Below are 15,274 nucleotides of genomic sequence, written 5' to 3'. Positions count from 1 at the left end.
CACGGCGTCGGTCCAATTTTTGCAGAAGCCGTCGCTGCTAATCGTGATGCGCCTTGACGCGGTGACGATGCGCGGCCTGCTTTGCCCGGTTGCCGCACTGCGCCATGCTGCACCAGCGGCGCCGATGGCCGCGGGTGTGGTCGACGAACAGCAGCGTGCAGGCCGGACCCTCGCAGGCTTTCACATGTGAGAAATCCTCGCTGCAGACGAACCGCGCCAGCGCTTCGCCGATCGGCAGCAGAAGCGCCTCGGGCGAGCGCCATTTGCGGGCCATCTGAAGCTGAAAAGGAACCTCGCTACCCGCAGGCATGTCCTTATCGGCTAGGACGACGATCCGGGTAAAGCTCTCGTCGCGCTCGAGCAGGCGGTTGAGCGGCTCCAATTGCGCAAGATCCTGCGCGGCCAGCGGACGCCCCTTATGTTCGCGCACGAACCCGCGAAACCATTCCCTTAGGCGGCGTGCCTGGTCGGCGACCTTGTCGAGTTCGCCCGGGAGAGCTTGCTTGCGCATGTCTCCAAGCGCTTCGGACGGCGCCAGCCGCGCCTGTTCGACCCAATCCAGCAACCCCTCGCCATCCTTGATCCAGTCGACAGGGGTATCGAGCGGCGTCGCGATCGAATTGAGGAAATCCAGGCCGAGCGCGTCACCGACAAAGATAGCAGGGGTCATCGTAACTCCAATCGCGCATCGGTCCCGCCGAGCGCCCTGAACACAAATCAGTGATAACCCCTTCAAGGCCAATTGACAAGTTACGTTCATATCCCGTAACCGTTCTATATGTGTTTATCAGGTTACTCATCAACTCGACCTAAAAGGAGCCAGCGCGTGCCGGCGAGATGGGAACCTGAGCCCCATAAGGGGCTTGCCCACCCTCAATCGCGATAACCTTCCCAATGCCGATTTTTCGGTTACAGCAATGGAGAGAACCATGACCGCCTACCGCAATGCCGATGTCGACGGCTTCAACATCTTCTATCGCGAAGCCGGCACACCAGGCGCACCGAAACTGTTGCTGCTGCATGGCTTCCCGAGCTCGAGCCACATGTTCCGCGACCTCATTCCGCTGCTTGCCGACCGCTTCCATATCGTAGCGCCCGACCTGCCGGGATTCGGCCGCTCCGACATGCCGGCGCGCAGAACATTTGCCTATACGTTCGACCACATTGCCGAAATCATCGACCGCTTCACCGAAGTGGTCGGCTTCGACCGTTATGCGCTCTACGTGTTCGACTATGGCGCGCCGACGGGCTTCCGGCTGGCGGTGAAGCACCCCGAGCGCATCGCCGCGATCATCTCGCAGAACGGCAACGCCTATGAGGAAGGCCTGAGCGATGGCTGGAACCCCATCCGCGCCTATTGGCACGACCCGTCGCCGGCCAACCGCGAGGCGTTGCGCCCTACCTTCAAGCCGGACGCGATCGCCTGGCAGTACACGCATGGCGCGCCGGCGGATCTGATCTCGCCCGACGGTCATTCGCTCGACAGCTTCTATTTCGGCCGGCCGGACGCCGAGGAAGTGCAGCTCGACCTGTTCGGCGACTACAAGAGCAATGTCGCCCTTTACCCCGCCTTCCAGGCCTATTTCCGCACCCACAAGCCACCGTTCCTGGCGGTGTGGGGCAAGAACGATCCATTCTTCCTGCCGCCCGGCGCCGAAGCGTTCAAGCGCGACATGCCGGACGCGGTGGTGCGTTTGCTCGACACCGGCCATTTCGCACTGGAAACGCATGCCAGCGAGATCGCCAAAGCGATCCTCGATTTCCTGCATTGACCTGAAAAGAGGAGACTTGCCATGTCGAATTCCGTCGCCATCGTCACCGGTGCCAGCCAGGGCATCGGCCAGGCCATCGCCATCCGGCTGGCGCGGGATTTCTCAGGCCTTGTGTTGGTCGCGCGCAGCCGCTCAAAGCTCGAAGAAACCGCCGAGGCCGTGAGGGTAGCGGGCGCGAAAACGCTGGTCATCGATGCCGATCTTGCCCGACCCGAAGCCGCCAAGGCGGTGGTCGATCAGGCGCTCGCCGCCTTCGGCCGCATCGATGCGCTGCTCAACATCGCCGGTGCCGTGCCGCAGATTGACCTGTTCGACATGTGCGACGAGCAGTGGGATGCCGGCCTGGCGCTGAAACTGCACGGCGCCCGCCGGCTTACCGTCGCGGCGTGGCCGGCGCTGAAAGCCGCCAAGGGCGCCGTGGTGCTGATGTCGGGCAATTCGGCACTGTTTCCCAAGGCGCCCTATGCCGCCGTCGGCACGATCAATGCGGCCATCGTCGCGCTGGCCAAGGCCTTCTCCGACCGCGGCATCGCCGACGGCGTGCAGGTCAACAGTGTGTTGCCCGGTCCGGTGATGACCGGCCGCCGGCGCTCCTATCTCGAACACTGGGCGCAGCTGCACAAGGTGAGCGTCGAGGAGGCGACGGCCAACTTCCCGAGAGAAGCCGGCATTGCCCGTTACGGCGAGCCGGAAGAGATCGCCGAGCTGATGGCCTTCCTGGTGTCACCCGCCGCGCGCTGGATGACCGGCTCGACGCTGCGCATGGATGGCGGCGAAGTGAAATCGATCTGAGGAGGAGGCATGATTGCCTGGAACAGCGTGACCCGCGCCCATGTCATGCGGGCGATGGAAGAGTATGACCGGCTGGGGCCTGAGCGCTTCTTCGCCGAGCATGGCTTTGCCCCGACCACGACCTACGAGCTGGTGGCAGACAACCGCCTCTATCCACCTAAGGCGATCCTCGGCACTGCCTACGAATTCGCCACCGGCAAGAGGCTGGCATCGGGTGACTTCGAGGGCGGCACGAGCGGCGCGGTGAAAATGCTGGGGCAGTTGGGGTTCATCGTCAGGGCGAAGTGACGGCCGTCAGGCAGCGACGCTGCACCTCGACATGACGCCTCATCTCGACGCTTTGGCCTGCCCCGCAACCTGGTCGAGCCGCAGCGAGGCGCGCCTTGCCTCGTCCGGCCTTGTGATATGGGTCCAGGAGCCGTCGTAGCTGGGCCTGCGCCGCTCGATCCAGGCGGCAAGGCCTTCCCTGAGATCGGCGGTCGGGGCCATGCGGGCGAATTGCTCGGCCTCGATCAACAGCCCTTCGGCGATGCTGACGTTGATGCCGCGGGCCACCGCGGTGAGAATGCCGGCGAGCGCTGCCGGCGAATGCGTGACGATGCGACGGGCAAGATCGTGCGCTGCCGGCATCAGCTCGGCATGCGGCACAATCTTGTTGACGAGGCCGAGTTCGGCCGCTCGTTCAGCCGAAAAGGTTGCGCCCGTCAAAAGCAGTTCCAGAGCGCGCTTGCGCCCGGCGAGCCGCGGCAGGCGCTGCGTGCCGCCGAAGGTCGGCGGCATTGCGAGGTTGATCTCCGGCTTGGCGAACAGGGCGCGGTCGCTGGCGATGGCCAGCGGCACAGCCTCGGTGATCTCGCAGCCTCCGCCGAAGGCAATCCCGTTGACAGCGGCGATGATGGGTTTGCGGAAGGCTTCGAGCCTTGCCGTCAGTCGCTGGCCGCGCAGGACGAAGTCGCGCAACGCCACATCCGTGCCTGCGGCGACACTCGATGAGAATTCGTTGATATCGCCGCCGGCGGAGAAGGCACGTTCCCCTGCCCCGGTCAGGATGACAGCGCGGACCGCATTGTCGGTCTCTATCGTGTCGAGAACCGCGAGCAGGCGATCGATCAGAGCATAATTCAGCGCGTTGAGCTTTTCCGGGCGGTTGAGGGTGAGAACGCTCACCCCGTCGCGGGTCTCGTTCAGGATAAGATCGGCCATTGTTCTTCCTTTCCAGATACCACGGAAAGGGATCATGCTTTCGATTGCGTGTATATTCACTAGTCGGTATACATGCCTGATGTCTGAAGCCATCATCCCGACCCGCAAACGCATCGTCGATGCCGCCACAAAACTGTTCTATGCCGAAGGAATCGGTCGCGTCAGCGTCGACGCCGTCGCCGAAAAGGCAGGCCTCACCAAGCGGACGCTCTACTACCACTTCAAGAGCAAGGACGACCTGATCGCCGCCTATCTCGACGGGCGCGACCAGCCCAATCTGCGGCAGATGGCCGGCTGGTTCGATGTCGCGGAAGGCGGCGCGGACCGCAAGGTCGAGGCGATCTTCAGCAATCTGGCGCGGGTTGCGCGCCACCCGAAATGGAAGGGATGCGGCTTTCTGCGCACGGCCGCGGAACTCGCTTCGATGCCCGGCCATCCGGCGGTCAAGGTGGGGTCGCGCCACAAGTCGAATTTCGAGGCATGGCTGGCCGGCGCATTGTCCGACCACGGCGTCGAGGAGCCGCAGGCCGTGGCACGCGAGATCGTGCTTTTGATAGACGGCTCGTTCTCGATCATGCTGGTCCACCGCAATCCCGATTACATCGCGGCAGCCGGCCACGCCGCGGCGACGCTTGTTCGGGCGAGATCGCAGAACAAGGACTGACCAACCGTGGCTTGGAACGCAGCCGGCAAGCATGGTATCGTGCCAGGGAGGCGGTAATGCGTATCATCTTTCGATGTGATCCAATGTTGATCGAGCATTTGCCGCGCCCGATCCCGGCGCGCGGCGCTCTGCCGGAATGGCTGCGCGCCATGCCCGCCACCGCCTATTCGGCGATCCACGGCCGAGACATTCGCACGCTCAAGCAATGCCCACCCGTTGTCGATGCGATGACCTATGGCTTCATGGTCCTGCTGCCGTGCGACGTCGTCGTCGACAAGGGCACCTTTTCTTGGGACTGGCAAATTCCAGAACCGGTCACGCAGAACCACCCCAGAGCTCCATTGAGCTTCCACACGCCGGGGCAGCTCGCTGGCAGCCCGTTTGCTACGCCCGGCCAAGCCGCCCTCAAATTCAACAGCTTCTGGACCATCGAGGTCGAGGACGGCTGGTCGCTGTTCGCGACGCATCCAGTCAATCGCGAGGATCTTCCTTTCAGGCTGGTGACCGGCTTGGTGGATTCCGACCGGTTCAGCGATGGCGGTATCAATTTCCCGGCGGTCTGGACGGAACCTGGGTTCTCCGGTGTGCTCGCGAAAGGAACCCCGGTCGCACAGTGCTTTGCGGTTCCGCGGGCGGCGCCGCAGCTGGAATACGAGGTGTTCGACGAAGAACGGCAGGCGTCTTATGCGCGCACGGTCGCTAGTGTCCTGTCAACGCCTGGTGTCTACCGTAAGCGGTTCCGCGCCCGGCGGGGGCGCTCCACTGGCGAGTGAGCGACGCAGTGCTTCCTCATCAAGCCACAGCCGACCACTCGGTGCCGATGTAAGCGCCATGGCGATGACGCCGAACGTGGATGGGCGCAGACGATAGGCCGTTGAATACGCCAGCATCGCCCCATCGAGATCGCCAGTTTCCTGCAAGACGACGCCCAGATTGAAGGCAGCCTCCGGGGTATCGGGGCTCATTTCCAGCACGCGTCGATAGGCCTGGGCGGCGGCGCCGAACTTGCGCATGTCCTGACGCACCAAGCCGAGATCAAACCAGGCAGAAGGATGCCCGCCGCCGGCGACGGCGCGTTCGAGGAAGCCCTCTGCCTCGACAGACGCACCGCGTTGCCAGGCAAGGCGTCCGAGGCGCGCCGTAGCCTCCTCGGATTTCGGATCCCGTTGCAAGACAAGTGTCCACCATTCGCCCGCGGCCAAAGCATTGCCTGCCTGATCGAGGGTGCGTGCCCGCTCGATCAGTATTTCCGCCTGTGATGACAGCTTTGCCGCGCGATCCAGCTGTTGCAACGCTGCTTCGAACCGGCCGTCGGCCCGGGCAATCCTGCATGCGAGAATCAAGGCGGGCACATTATCCGCATGAGCAGCCAGACTCGTCTCGATGCGCGTGCGAGCCCCCGACAAATCCGCCCTGGCGAACAGGACCGCCGCCAGAAGATGGCAAAGCGCCGGATCGTTCGGGTGTTGCTTCAGGCCTAACTCGCACAGCCGCATTGCCTGGCCGTGATTGCCGGAATTGAAAGCGGCCACCGCACGTCGGATCAGATCGCCGCTTTCGGCTTGATTCGTATTCGTCACCGCTTTGCCACTCCCGCTAGAACCCCAGCGCCAGCCATGCCGTGCCGGCGACGAGCGTGACCAGCGTCAGCGGCAGGCCGACCTTGAAGAAGGCACCGAAGGACAAGGGGGTGCCGGCAGCCTTGGACTGCTCGGCGACGATCAGGTTGGCGACCGAGCCGAGCAGCGTGAAATTGCCGGCGAGCGTTGAACTCATCGCCACCACCAGCCATGCCCGCTCGGGGTTTTCCAGCCCAGGTATGAACGGTCGCAGCGCCAGCACCGCCGGAACATTGCTCATGATGTTGGAGAGCACCGCGGTGAAGCCTGACAGGCGCCAGACATCGTCGAGGCCGAGATTCTTGGCCGAGGCGATGAGATCCGGCGTCAGCAACGTCCTTTCGGCGCCGGCGACCACCACGAACAGACCGGCGAACATGAACAGCAGCGGGCCATCGATCTCACGGTAGATGCGGTCGGGCTTGATGGCGCGGGTGAGCAGGAGAATGGCGCCGCCGATCAATGCCGCCTTGGCAACGGGGACGCCGGCGAAGAAGGCGATGGCCAGCCCGATGCAGACGATCACGGCCTTCAGCACCTGCCCGCGATGCATGCGGCCGCGCGAGATATGCGGCGCCAATTCGGCGGTGCGGGTGAATTCGGCGCGATAGACAATGCGCACGATGACGATGACCGCGATGAGGCCGAACAGGGCGACCGGCGCCAGCGCCGCCGAAAAAGCGGGATAGGAAATGCCCGACAGCGCGCCGATAACCATGTTCTGCGGATTGCCGGTGATGGTGGCGACGCTGCCGCAGTTCGACGCGGTGGCGGTGGCGATCAGATAGGGGATCGGGTTGCGATTGATGACGCGAGTGACGTGCACGACGATCGGCGCCATGACCAGGCAGATGGCGTCGTTGACCAGGAAGGCCGACAGCACGCCGGTCAGCAGCGTCACCATCACCAGGAGCATGAAGGGCGCGTGCGCGTGTTCGATGGCGATGGCGCCCAGGCCACGAAAGGCGCCGGAGACCTTCAGATGCGCCACCACGATCATCATGCCGAGCAGAAGCGTGATCGTGTCGAAATTGATGGCGCGGTAGGCGTCCTCCATGCTGATCGCGCCAATGGCGATCATCGCGGCGCCGCCAAGCAGCGCGATGCCCGCCCGGTCGAGACGCAGGCCGGGGATGCGGCCGATGGCGACGCCGGCATAGGTCAGGACCAGGATCAGCAGTGCCGCCGCGCCCATCAATGTCATTGGTAAGAAGCCCCGCTCGATCTGGTGGCGCCGATGCGGTCCGCCCGGTGATTCTTTTGCATGCCAACTTTGGCGATGTCGAGATTGATGACAAACGGAGTGGCAAGCTGTCGCCGCGGGCGGTACCGCTAACGCCGATAGAAATCCAGCCGCTGTTGCAACGCCTGCGGCGAAAACAGTCGATGGACGGTCTGCCGCGCCTTGTGGCCCACGTCAGTCCGCAGCGCCGGATCGGCCTTGAGCTCGGCCAGGATTTGCGCCGCCTGCTGCGTCGTCTCGAAGAGAAAACCGTTTTCACCATGGTTGATATGGTCGGCATAGCCGCCATGCGAATGGCATACCACGGGTAAACCGCAGGCCATCGCCTCGAACACCACGCGGCCGAATGTCTCCACATGCGAGCCGGTGCGATAGTAGAAGACGTCGAGCGTCGGCAAAAACTGCTCGGCGGCAAACTGGCCCTGCGGCAGGAGTTCGAGTTGCGGATGCGGCGCGAGCCTGCCCTTGAGCGGCATGCCGCCCTGGATCCGCAACGCAACGCCGTCGGCCAGCAATGCCTCGTAGAGCGCCACATCGTCGGCATGATGCTTGTCGGCCGTGTCGCGGCTTAGCCGTCCCACCGTGAACGGACCGTCCGGTCTTGCCGGTCGTGGTGAAAAACGCTCGATATCGATCGGCGACGGATGCACGACGCCTTCGACCTGCAGCATGCGCTTCTGGAATTCCGAGATCAGCACCAATTCGGCGCCGGGCCAGCCCAGCAGGCGCGGCATGCCGGTCGTCAGCCCGATGATCTTCGGGTGAAAGGTGTTGAAGACATAGATCAGCCGGCGTGGCCGTCGGATCAGGTAAGGCCACACCTTGTTACGCCAATGCGCACCGAGGAAGACATAGGTGCCGCCGTCCGGCACCTCGCGCCTTGCCGGCGAGACGCGACGAATCGGAAATTGCCGCATCAGTTCACCGGACACGCGCGAAGAGGTTGCCCAAAGACGCACCTGCTGGTCGGCACTCAACAGCCGATATAGGTCCAGGGTTTCGCGCTCGCTGCCGCCAAACGGGTTCTGAAAGCCGTTGAACAAGTGGATCATGATCGCCGCGCTTGCCTGGCCCGGGCCGTCCCGTCACTCGTTGCCGGCACCGAAACAGGTCGTGACTGCGCCGGCGGCCCGGAAGACCGAGGAGATCAAGAAAGCAGAAATGTCTCTGGCGATGCCCAATACATCACCTTAGCCGGAGGAAGCACACCGGCAAGACGGCGTCAAGGAAGCGGCGACCCCAGCCTTCACGCGCAGCAAGGCTGCGGTCAATGCACCGTGGCGACGCTGGACTGAGACACCAGGGTGGCTTCCGCCGGGTCGAAACTCACCTGATCGCGGCCATTCGACTTGGCGGCATAGAGCCGTCTGTCAGCGGCGGAAAATATGGCCTCGTAAGTCGTCGGCCCGCTGAAGCTGGTGCCGCCGATGCTGACGGAAAGCGGACAGGCGCGGCCGCCGGGCGAAAAGTCCATTTCACGAATCCGTCGGCGGATGCCTTCGGCAACCAGCCAGGATTGCGAGGGGTCGACACCGGGAAGAAACACGCCAAACTCCTCGCCGCCGATGCGGCCGACGATATCGCTGCCGCGCAACTGTCCCTTGATCGCCTGCGCGATCAACTTGAGCGCCTGGTCGCCACAGTCATGACCGAGGCGGTCGTTGATAGACTTGAAGTGGTCGGCGTCGATGATCAGCAGCGCGCCGGAACGGGTCTGTTCCTGCTTGCGGGTCTCCTCGAGATAGGCCTCGACCAGCATCGAGAAGGCGCCGCGATTCAGCACCGCCGTCAGGCTATCGGTGGCGGCGATGACGCTGAGGTCGCGCTGAGCTATCGCCAGCTGGCGGATCTTCCACATGAGAAAAAACAGAAACGACCCGCCCAGTACCAGGGGCAGCATAAGGTCCGTCATTTGGGCGCGCCAGACGGCCTCGGGCGAGAGATAGGGGAAATTGAAAGAATCGACGAAAAACGCCACGGCGATGAAGAATGCCGTGCCGGCGGCGGTGACAGCGATCACCCTGCCCCAGCTGGTCGGCGACAGGTCGAGCTTCATCCCATTCTACTCCGTTAGCCGTCGCTACTATGACGCACCAACGCAAACAAATTGATAAGACTTTCCCTTCAATTCGAGATCAGGGAGCCGGAGCATGCTCGCCCAATGAACAGTCGTGCTCCGGCGGTGAACGCAAGCCCGCTAACTAAATTTCGCGCGATGCGGGGAATTTATAACGTCAACGATTCGGCGCCGGTCCACTTGCTTCGACAACGAAGGATGCCGCGATCAGGTCGTCGGCATCCAGCTGTAGCGACCCGTCGCCCGGCCCCATGATGGCAGCGACCTTATGGAAGGTCTTCATCTCATGCTCGGAAATTTCGGCATCCTGCATTCTGGCTCTGAGTTGAGCGATACGCCGTCCCAAGGCAGGGGACGTTCCAATTTCACGTTTCGACATGGCCTTGTTTTCTCCTCCCCCAACCCGCGCTTGTTTTGCCCCGCCCGTTCGCCGGCCCACACATTGCGTTTTATGAGGCCCCGCGAATACAAGGCCCCGAACGCCTGATATGGGCTAAGGTTCCAGCCTCGGCGGATCACGAAATAATTCCGGGTCGCCCCACGCAGCTTTGCTCTATTGTCCGGCCGTCAGCACCATGGTCACGGTGGAGCTGCGCGCCTCAACCCGCTCCAGACAACGACCCGGAATGTTCGGCCACCTCGCGGCGGCGCATTCCTTGTCGGTGACGGCAACGGGTTCGCTGCGCTGTACGTCGGCGGCTTGGGTCGCCGTCGATGCGAAAAGAACAGTCTGCGTTATCAGAGCCGAGAAAACGGCAACCTGGAACAGCACGGCGGCGAAGGCGATCTTCTTGAGCATGCGACGAAACGCGCTGGCAAGCGTCAGGTTCCCGCCGGTCATTTCTTACGGCGAGCCTGCACCGTGCCGGCGCGGCAGAAAGCGAACCGACATACCTTTGACAGGAAGGAAATAACCTCGCAAAATCATCGATTTATTGGCGATCCCGACAGGATTCGAACCTGTGACCATCGGCTTAGAAGGCCCAAAGCCAACCGCGCAGTTCTGCGGTTTCTGGCCTCTCCGGCTGTAAACCGGACCCGTCGAAACATTAAGAAATCCCGGCCTACTGTAAACGGTCATGATCACCCGCGCCGCCCTCCTCGCCACTGCCGCAGCTTTGATTCCGTTGTCAGCGGCCGCTGCGCCGCTGGTCGGCATTCCCTCCGTCATTGACGGAGACACAATCGAAATTCACGGGCAGCGAATTCGCCTCAACGGCATCGACGCACCTGAGAGTGCGCAGCTCTGCCTTGACGCCTCCGGCAAGAAATATCGTTGCGGGCAAAGGGCGTCTCTCGCCCTGGCCGACTTCCTCGAGGCGCATCGCCCGATATCGTGCATCGAGGTCGACCGCGACCGGTTCAGACGCATGGTGGCCGTCTGCACGGCAGGAGGCGTCGATATCGGGGAATGGATGGTCAGGAAGGGCTATGCGGTCGACTGGCCGAGATACAGCGCTGGCTTCTATGCCAAGGCTGAGACTGACGCGAGGATCGCCAAGCGCGGCCTGTGGGCTGGAGCGTTCGACCGGCCATGGGAATGGCGCAAACAGATGACGGTTCAATAAGCTGTTCGTGCCGATTGTGTGTGCGGTCGATCACACCCTGGCGCTCGTACTGAGATAGGCTGTCCTGTCATCTTTTGCCCATTTGCCTAGGCTAGGCTGTTTTCACGGCGGGCTTTGGAGGAGGTCGATCTGATGACGACAAGCCTTGCCGGCACCCTGAAAAACCGCGGCAAACAGATGGCCAAACGCCTGCTTGGCTATGATTCCCGAAACTGGCTGCGTATCCGCCAGATCGAGGCGTTCACCGTCTTTCTGGAAGCCGGCAACCGCAAGGCCTCTGACGTCATCGAGATCTCGCCGGGCTGGAACCGCTATTGGCGGGCGATGTGCCCCAACTATCGCTCGGTCGATTTCCCGGCCTTTGACATCTGCAAGGACCGCACCGAAGAACAATATTCGATCGTCATCGCCGACCAGGTGCTGGAACACGTGCGGCGGCCGCTGGCGGCGGCCCAGAACATCCATGCCATGACCCGGCCTGGCGGCTGGGCGATGGTGGCGACACCCTTCCTGTTCCGGGTCCATGCCCGGCCGCACGATTACAACAGGTGGACGCCCGCCGGCCTGAAGCAGCTGATGGTCGAGGGCGGCTTCCCCGAAGCCAACGTGAAGGTCCATGGCTGGGGCAACAAGGCGTGCGCCCGGGCTCACATCGGTGGCCCGGTACGCGCCTACGGTCTTTGGCGAGACCTCAGCAACGACGAGGAATACCCGCTAATGGTCTGGGCCTTCGCAAAGAAGGAGCCAGCGGCCTCTCAATAATTGCCGTTGTAGTACCGGTCGTCGCAGGGTGCCGTGTAGATGCGGCCGTAGCGGTCCTGGTATCGGCACATTTCTTCGCCGCGGCGCTGCGGCGTAGTGGCGGAACCGACGACGGCGCCAAGCAGCGCGCCGCTGGCCGCGCCGATGACCGTGCTCTTGGTGTTGCCACCGATCGCCTGGCCGACGAGTGCGCCACCGGCGCCGCCGATGAGCGCGCCGGTGGTAGCCCGCTGCTGGCCTTCGGTCTGCGACTGGCAGCCGGCAAGTGCGGCGGTCAGCAGCAATGCGGCTATGGCTTTATGAAAGGTCATGTGAAGTCTCCCTTAAACGTCTGAAATCCCTATCGATCGTCCCGTGAGGCCGCATTGCGGCGGAACGGGGGCACGCGCTCTCACGAAGTGAGTCAGGGTTTCCCATGAGTTGAAAGCCATGGTTTCCAAAGCGCAAAGCTAGAACGATACTGGACATTCCAGCGGGTCAGGAACCTTTGCCGAGCCAACCAGTCAAAACCGGACCAAGGCGCACGCATTTTGTCTTCTGAGGTGGTGCCTTCGGGTCGCAAGCGCTCGGCCATCACCCTCAGTTTCGCGGCATGCTATGTATCTCCATCCGAACCGGTCCTCCCTTTTTGCAACTCGTGCAGAAAAGAGCGCGCTCAACCGTGCTGAAAAGAGCTTCCTTGCCGTAGCGCCGGATCAGACCTTCGGGCTTCACCTCGGCATGATGCGAGCAAGTCGTGCACCACGCACGCAGCGTGTGCCAGCTGCGCAAGTCGCCCAGCGCGACGTCTAGTCCGGCGTGAATACTGCCGTCGATGATCGTCTGCGGCGGAACCTTCACCTCGCCCGGGGTAACGATCTTCTCCATAACGTGGCGGCTGTTGTAGTGGATCAGCAGCATGCCTGGCCGGCGCCGGATGGCGGCGTGCCAGGCAGCTTGGCTCACCACCGCGTCCGGCGTTCGACAGATGGTTTCGAGATGCGTCTTTTCCTCCCGATCCCAAACCTCGATCCGGAAATTGTCTTCGGCAGTGTCCACCATCTAGGGGCGCGCCTTGTGCCAGCCGCGAGAAAAGCCATTGGAGACCGCCGCGCGTGACAAAGCGAGTTCCCGTTCAAGTTCGGCGTTCCTAGCTAGAGCGGTCAGCAAAGCGACCACAGCGTCGCCCCCGGCTGCAGCAATGGCTTCCTGCGCCGCCAACTCCAATTCGGACATAGCTTCGCCGATCGGCGCATTTTGGCGCTTTCCCATGGCCCTTTTCCTGCTCAGATAGATCAGGAATAAGGAACATATTCCTGTCCGGTCAAGAGGCGCTTGACTATTTTGTTCTCATTTCGTTCACTGTCGGCAGGATAACCACACCGAAGGATCGGGAAGCCTGTCGATCGAGGAAATGTCATGTGCGGCCGCTACACCCGATATCTGACGTGGTCGGAAATCCACCGACTCTACCGGCTCACGGCGCCGGCGGAAATCGGCCGCAATGACGAGCCGCGATACAACATCGCGCCGACGCAGGATGTTCCTTTCGTCACCGCCGGCGAGAACGGGAACCACCGCCTGCGGGAGGGGCGATGGTGGCTCGTTCCGTTCTGGGCAAAGGAAATGCCCAAGGCGGCCATGTTCAACGCCAGGATTGAAGGCATCGACACCGCGCCGGCCTTCCGGGATGCCTTCAAGTCGAAACGATGCTTGATCCCGGCTGACGGCTTCTTTGAGTGGACGATCTCGCCGGCCGACGGCAAGAAGGATCCTTGGCACATCTACCTCCCCGGCCACGCTCCTTTTTCGTTTGCCGGGCTTTGGGCCCACAACTCAAATCTCGACATCACGAGTTGCACCATCATCACCGAGCCGGCCGGCGATCCGATGAAGAACCTGCACGACCGTCAGCCGGTCATTCTCGACCAGGCCTATTACGACGCCTGGCTCGACCCGGCGACGCCGAAGGAATACCTGAAAGACATCCTCAGTCACGACATCGACGGCCAGTTGCAGTTCAACCGTGTCGGACGCGACGTCAATTCGACCGTCGTCAACAAGCAACCGAATGACCACCCTGCCCTAGTCGGGCCGATCAATCCGCTATGAGCGACGAACCCATCAAGCTTGCCGAAGGAATGACGGCGGCGCCGCGGCAAGGCGGGCGGATCGAAAATCACGTCTGCGAGTTTGAACGATGCGGGAAGCGCGCGCCGTTCGGATTTGCCAAGCCGAGACAACCATCGCACTGGCTCTGTTTCGAACATCGCGAACACGGCGACAGCTATTTGGCGGGAGTGAGATGATCAGTCGACCAAGAGAAGCGAACGATTATCCAGACCGAGTCATCGACTGCCAGGAGGCGATGGAGCCCGGGTTTCAAGCCATCGTCGATTGCATGCTGGAAGCCGGCTGGTCGCGCGGTGAAACTCTGCGATCACTTAGGCGGCTGATCGCGGCGGACAACATGACCCAGAAGGAGAACGCCAGGACGGAAACGCAGCTTGCCATCGCTCGGGCGATGATGCGCGCAGGCAAGCCGCTTTAGGAAGCCTCACGTTCGTCTTGACTCGCCAGAGAATTGTTAGAAGCGTACAATCTCTGCGTCGCTCGCCCTTTCAAGGCACTCGGGCGCTTGGAAGCCAAATCAGGTGCTTTCGCCTCTGGGACGAAAGCCATGGCTGACGCGAAAAAGACAGATCCCGAACCGGATGGCGTCGAAGTAGTCGAGAATATGGGCGAGTGGTTCGTACGCGTCGTCATCAACGGGAAAGCGCAGGTCAGCACGTTTGAGGAAGAAGCTTACGCCCGGTCCTTCGCGGACGGACAACGCATGCGCATCGGCTTGAACAAGCTTTGCAAGCACATCTAGGCGGTAGCCACCCGTGGAGATCTGGTACTGATCCTTTGCAGTGCGGCCCTATGTCTTCCGAATAGCTTCAGCCCTTAAACCGTGGGTAGCAAGACTAAGGTCTTGCGTACCGCCAGCGAAAGTCTGACGTTTCCGCTTTGGTTCCGGTAACATTCGTTGGACGTTCCGTATTTTAGCCAAAACTGAAGTATAGAGGTGCCCCGCCCCGGGTTTGTCTTCGCCCGACCAAAAGGCACCCGGTGGTCAGCGCAGCCCCTGCATGATGAATTTGTAGATCGTGCCGATTTCCTCGTCGATCTCTTGGGCGGAAATGCCTTGTGCTTCAGCCGCCCGTTTCGCATCCACAGCCATTTCGATGATCAGCAGCACATGGTCAGTGATCGGATCGTCGGATAGATGGTCCGAGATCCAAAGATAGAGAAAATCGCTCCCTCGCTTGCTCATTCCTCACGAAAATCCTGCAATGAAGCGTGTCGCAGATCCTCTTCGCCACGCAAGTGCTTCACGCGCCCGATGATGCCAGGCTTAACCCACTGCGTCGCCGGCCGCTTCATCCCCTGGGGCGCAGGCCCGGCATGCTCCTGGACACGCTTCCACAGCCGCTCGCGGATAGCCTGGCTGGAGTTGATGAAGGCCGAACCGACATAGCGGCCGGTTTTGCGATCGGCCATCAGGGCAAAGGCCGGCTTGCCGGCTCAGGGCAAAGGCCGGCTTGCCGGC

At 62.2% G+C, this 15,274-nt stretch carries 24 protein-coding genes; 11 read left to right on the top strand and 13 right to left on the bottom strand.

Annotated features, from left to right (window positions below; translation table 11 throughout):
- Window positions 1–37: 37 nt before the first annotated feature.
- The gene (locus AB4Z43_RS13010; RefSeq protein ID WP_441937801.1) at window positions 38–670 is read right to left on the bottom strand and encodes a CGNR zinc finger domain-containing protein; all 633 of its coding nucleotides are present in this window, start codon (window positions 668–670) and stop codon (window positions 38–40) included.
- A 259-nt stretch (window positions 671–929) separates the two neighbouring features.
- On the opposite strand from AB4Z43_RS13010, the gene AB4Z43_RS13005 reads away from it, so the two are divergent.
- Genes AB4Z43_RS13005 through AB4Z43_RS12995 form a run of 3 tightly spaced genes read left to right on the top strand, consistent with a single transcriptional unit; the run spans window position 930 to window position 2,852 of the window.
- Window positions 930–1,772, top strand: coding sequence for an alpha/beta fold hydrolase (locus AB4Z43_RS13005; RefSeq protein WP_019857386.1), 843 nt, complete (start codon window positions 930–932; stop codon window positions 1,770–1,772).
- A gap of 21 nt (window positions 1,773–1,793) precedes the next feature.
- Complete coding sequence (locus AB4Z43_RS13000) at window positions 1,794–2,564, top strand: SDR family oxidoreductase (RefSeq protein ID WP_202360269.1); 771 nt, start codon at window positions 1,794–1,796, stop codon at window positions 2,562–2,564.
- Window positions 2,565–2,573: 9 nt separating this feature from the next.
- The gene (locus AB4Z43_RS12995) at window positions 2,574–2,852 is read left to right on the top strand and encodes a hypothetical protein (protein WP_441937798.1); all 279 of its coding nucleotides are present in this window, start codon (window positions 2,574–2,576) and stop codon (window positions 2,850–2,852) included.
- Between the two features lie 39 nt (window positions 2,853–2,891).
- Here the strand turns inward: AB4Z43_RS12995 and AB4Z43_RS12990 are convergent, their stop codons facing one another.
- Window positions 2,892–3,767, bottom strand: a complete 876-nt coding sequence (locus AB4Z43_RS12990) for a crotonase/enoyl-CoA hydratase family protein (RefSeq protein ID WP_441937796.1) — start codon at window positions 3,765–3,767, stop codon at window positions 2,892–2,894.
- Window positions 3,768–3,846: 79 nt separating this feature from the next.
- Between AB4Z43_RS12990 and AB4Z43_RS12985 the strand changes: the two genes are divergently transcribed.
- Both AB4Z43_RS12985 and AB4Z43_RS12980 read left to right on the top strand, forming a co-directional pair.
- Window positions 3,847–4,431 (top strand): TetR/AcrR family transcriptional regulator, encoded by a 585-nt coding sequence (locus tag AB4Z43_RS12985; protein ID WP_019857382.1) that lies wholly within the window; start codon window positions 3,847–3,849, stop codon window positions 4,429–4,431.
- A 56-nt stretch (window positions 4,432–4,487) separates the two neighbouring features.
- The gene (locus AB4Z43_RS12980; protein ID WP_027046692.1) at window positions 4,488–5,204 is read left to right on the top strand and encodes a hypothetical protein; all 717 of its coding nucleotides are present in this window, start codon (window positions 4,488–4,490) and stop codon (window positions 5,202–5,204) included.
- Here AB4Z43_RS12980 and AB4Z43_RS12975 read toward each other — a convergent pair.
- From AB4Z43_RS12975 to AB4Z43_RS12950, 6 genes are all read right to left on the bottom strand, one after another.
- The gene (locus tag AB4Z43_RS12975) at window positions 5,142–6,011 is read right to left on the bottom strand and encodes a tetratricopeptide repeat protein (protein WP_064984892.1); all 870 of its coding nucleotides are present in this window, start codon (window positions 6,009–6,011) and stop codon (window positions 5,142–5,144) included. The genes AB4Z43_RS12980 and AB4Z43_RS12975 overlap by 63 nt on opposite strands.
- Window positions 6,012–6,027: 16 nt before the next feature.
- Window positions 6,028–7,254 carry an anion transporter gene (locus tag AB4Z43_RS12970; RefSeq protein ID WP_020628826.1) on the bottom strand — a complete coding sequence of 409 codons (1,227 nt, stop codon included), beginning with the start codon at window positions 7,252–7,254 and terminating at the stop codon, window positions 6,028–6,030.
- Window positions 7,255–7,382: 128 nt separating this feature from the next.
- Complete coding sequence (locus AB4Z43_RS12965; protein WP_441937793.1) at window positions 7,383–8,345, bottom strand: glycosyltransferase family 4 protein; 963 nt, start codon at window positions 8,343–8,345, stop codon at window positions 7,383–7,385.
- A 215-nt stretch (window positions 8,346–8,560) separates the two neighbouring features.
- Complete coding sequence (locus AB4Z43_RS12960; protein WP_019857376.1) at window positions 8,561–9,349, bottom strand: GGDEF domain-containing protein; 789 nt, start codon at window positions 9,347–9,349, stop codon at window positions 8,561–8,563.
- Window positions 9,350–9,527: 178 nt separating this feature from the next.
- Window positions 9,528–9,749: a hypothetical protein gene (locus tag AB4Z43_RS12955; protein ID WP_027046691.1), complete on the bottom strand. Its 222-nt coding sequence runs from the start codon at window positions 9,747–9,749 to the stop codon at window positions 9,528–9,530.
- Between the two features lie 174 nt (window positions 9,750–9,923).
- On the bottom strand, window positions 9,924–10,211 hold the full coding sequence (locus AB4Z43_RS12950) for a hypothetical protein (protein ID WP_038645963.1): 288 nt from the start codon (window positions 10,209–10,211) through the stop codon (window positions 9,924–9,926).
- A 238-nt stretch (window positions 10,212–10,449) separates the two neighbouring features.
- Between AB4Z43_RS12950 and AB4Z43_RS12945 the strand changes: the two genes are divergently transcribed.
- Window positions 10,450–10,938, top strand: a complete 489-nt coding sequence (locus AB4Z43_RS12945; RefSeq protein WP_441937791.1) for a thermonuclease family protein — start codon at window positions 10,450–10,452, stop codon at window positions 10,936–10,938.
- Window positions 10,939–11,070: 132 nt separating this feature from the next.
- Entirely contained in the window at window positions 11,071–11,700 is a 630-nt protein-coding gene (locus AB4Z43_RS12940; RefSeq protein ID WP_010915377.1) for a class I SAM-dependent methyltransferase, read from the top strand.
- Here the strand turns inward: AB4Z43_RS12940 and AB4Z43_RS12935 are convergent.
- The 3 genes from AB4Z43_RS12935 to AB4Z43_RS12925 all read right to left on the bottom strand — a co-directional run bounded on the left by AB4Z43_RS12935 (window position 11,694) and on the right by AB4Z43_RS12925 (window position 12,951).
- Window positions 11,694–12,011, bottom strand: coding sequence for a YMGG-like glycine zipper-containing protein (locus tag AB4Z43_RS12935; RefSeq protein WP_019863671.1), 318 nt, complete (start codon window positions 12,009–12,011; stop codon window positions 11,694–11,696). The genes AB4Z43_RS12940 and AB4Z43_RS12935 overlap by 7 nt on opposite strands.
- A 268-nt stretch (window positions 12,012–12,279) precedes the next feature.
- Entirely contained in the window at window positions 12,280–12,741 is a 462-nt protein-coding gene (locus tag AB4Z43_RS12930) for a hypothetical protein (RefSeq protein ID WP_441937788.1), read from the bottom strand.
- A complete protein-coding gene (locus AB4Z43_RS12925) occupies window positions 12,742–12,951 on the bottom strand; it encodes a hypothetical protein (protein ID WP_441937786.1) in 210 nt (69 codons plus the stop codon). It abuts the gene before it with no gap.
- 147 nt (window positions 12,952–13,098) lie between these two features.
- Here AB4Z43_RS12925 and AB4Z43_RS12920 point away from each other — a divergent pair, with 147 nt between their 5' ends.
- The 4 genes from AB4Z43_RS12920 to AB4Z43_RS12905 all read left to right on the top strand — a co-directional run bounded on the left by AB4Z43_RS12920 (window position 13,099) and on the right by AB4Z43_RS12905 (window position 14,554).
- The gene (locus tag AB4Z43_RS12920; RefSeq protein WP_441937784.1) at window positions 13,099–13,791 is read left to right on the top strand and encodes an SOS response-associated peptidase; all 693 of its coding nucleotides are present in this window, start codon (window positions 13,099–13,101) and stop codon (window positions 13,789–13,791) included.
- Complete coding sequence (locus tag AB4Z43_RS12915) at window positions 13,788–13,988, top strand: hypothetical protein (protein ID WP_441937782.1); 201 nt, start codon at window positions 13,788–13,790, stop codon at window positions 13,986–13,988. The genes AB4Z43_RS12920 and AB4Z43_RS12915 overlap by 4 nt, the downstream gene beginning before the upstream one ends.
- Window positions 13,985–14,230: a hypothetical protein gene (locus AB4Z43_RS12910; RefSeq protein ID WP_019863603.1), complete on the top strand. Its 246-nt coding sequence runs from the start codon at window positions 13,985–13,987 to the stop codon at window positions 14,228–14,230. Before AB4Z43_RS12915 ends, AB4Z43_RS12910 begins: the two co-directional genes overlap by 4 nt.
- Window positions 14,231–14,359: 129 nt before the next feature.
- The gene (locus AB4Z43_RS12905) at window positions 14,360–14,554 is read left to right on the top strand and encodes a hypothetical protein (protein ID WP_441937780.1); all 195 of its coding nucleotides are present in this window, start codon (window positions 14,360–14,362) and stop codon (window positions 14,552–14,554) included.
- A 243-nt stretch (window positions 14,555–14,797) separates the two neighbouring features.
- Here the strand turns inward: AB4Z43_RS12905 and AB4Z43_RS12900 are convergent, their stop codons facing one another.
- On the bottom strand, window positions 14,798–14,998 hold the full coding sequence (locus tag AB4Z43_RS12900; protein ID WP_038645947.1) for a DUF768 domain-containing protein: 201 nt from the start codon (window positions 14,996–14,998) through the stop codon (window positions 14,798–14,800).
- On the bottom strand, window positions 14,995–15,225 hold the full coding sequence (locus tag AB4Z43_RS12895) for a hypothetical protein (protein ID WP_441937778.1): 231 nt from the start codon (window positions 15,223–15,225) through the stop codon (window positions 14,995–14,997). The genes AB4Z43_RS12900 and AB4Z43_RS12895 overlap by 4 nt, the downstream gene beginning before the upstream one ends.
- Window positions 15,226–15,274 lie beyond the last annotated feature (49 nt).

The organism is Mesorhizobium sp. 2RAF45 (assembly GCF_052115225.1).
Taxonomy (GTDB): Bacteria; Pseudomonadota; Alphaproteobacteria; order Rhizobiales; family Rhizobiaceae; genus Mesorhizobium; species Mesorhizobium jarvisii.
The sequence above is the reverse complement of the archived record's forward strand: the minus strand, read 5'-3'. Positions and strand labels throughout refer to the sequence as shown.